We start from the raw sequence: 1,017 nt of genomic DNA, 5'->3' as shown, positions 1-1,017 counted from the left end.
GTCGCCGCCCGCGCAGAAGGCATCGCCCTCGCCTTCGATGAGCACGCAGCGCGCGCCGGCATCGGCCTGCAGCTGCTCGAACACGGCGCGCAGCTGCCGCCACATGGCGCGGGACATGGCGTTGAGCCGCCCCGGGTGGCGCAGCACCACGCGCACCACCCCGGGGGGGCCATCCGCCCCGTCGACCCGCTCCACCCCGATGTCACCCGCCATGTCCGCCCTCTCCACCATGTCCGCCGTTTGCACTGGCCGCATCGGCCGCCTTGCCGCCCCGCCCGGGGCCCCGGTCAATCGAGCTTGGCGCCCGAATCCTTGACCACCTTCGCCCAGCGGCGAACCTCCGAGTGGACCATGGCGGCGAACTGCGTCTGCGACAGGCCGCCGTAGTCGGCGCCGTTCTTGGCCCACACGGCCTTCAGGTCCTCGGCGGTGCCCAGGCGCTGCGTCTCCTCGACGATGCGCGCCTGCAGGTCGGCCGGCGTGCCCTTGGGCGCCCACAGGCCGTACCACGTGGTCACGGTGTAGTCGGGCAGGCCCACCTCGGCCGCGCAGGGCACGTCGGGGAAGGCCGGGTTGCGCCGGGCGCCGGCCACCATCAGCGCCTTGATCCGCCCGCCCTTGATGTGCGCGGCGGACGAGCCCAGCCCGTCGAACATCATGTCCACGTTGCCACCGATCAGGTCCTGCAGCGCCGGGCCCGCCCCGCGGTAGGGAATGTGCGTGATGAAGGTGTTGGTCTGCAGCTTGAACAGCTCGCCCGCCAGGTGGTGCGAGGTGCCCGCGCCAGCCGAGGCGTAGTTGAGCTTGGCCGGGTTGCGCCGCAGGAAGTCCAGGAACTGCGGCATGGTGGTGGCCTGCACCGTGCGCGGGTTGACCACCAGCACCTGCGGCACGTTGGCCAGCAGCGCCAGCGGGATGAAGTCCTTCTCGATGTCGTAGTCGAGCTTGGGGTACATCGAGGGCGCGATCACGTGGTGCGTGCCGCCCATGAACAGCGTGTAGCCGTCGGGCTGCGCC

Annotated in this window: 2 protein-coding genes; both read right to left on the bottom strand. The window is 71.5% G+C overall.

Annotation, left to right across the window (positions count from 1 at the left end):
* On the bottom strand, window positions 1-213 hold a 213-nt coding region (locus AC27IQ_RS25600), incomplete at its 3' end, for an enoyl-CoA hydratase/isomerase family protein (RefSeq protein ID WP_487091312.1).
* Between the two features lie 74 nt (window positions 214-287).
* Window positions 288-1,017: Bug family tripartite tricarboxylate transporter substrate binding protein (locus AC27IQ_RS25595; protein ID WP_487091311.1), on the bottom strand; the 730-nt coding region annotated here is incomplete at its 5' end.

The sequence above is a fragment of the Acidovorax sp. KPB24-07 genome, from assembly GCF_057543315.1.
This window is presented reverse-complemented; position numbering and strand designations above follow the sequence as displayed.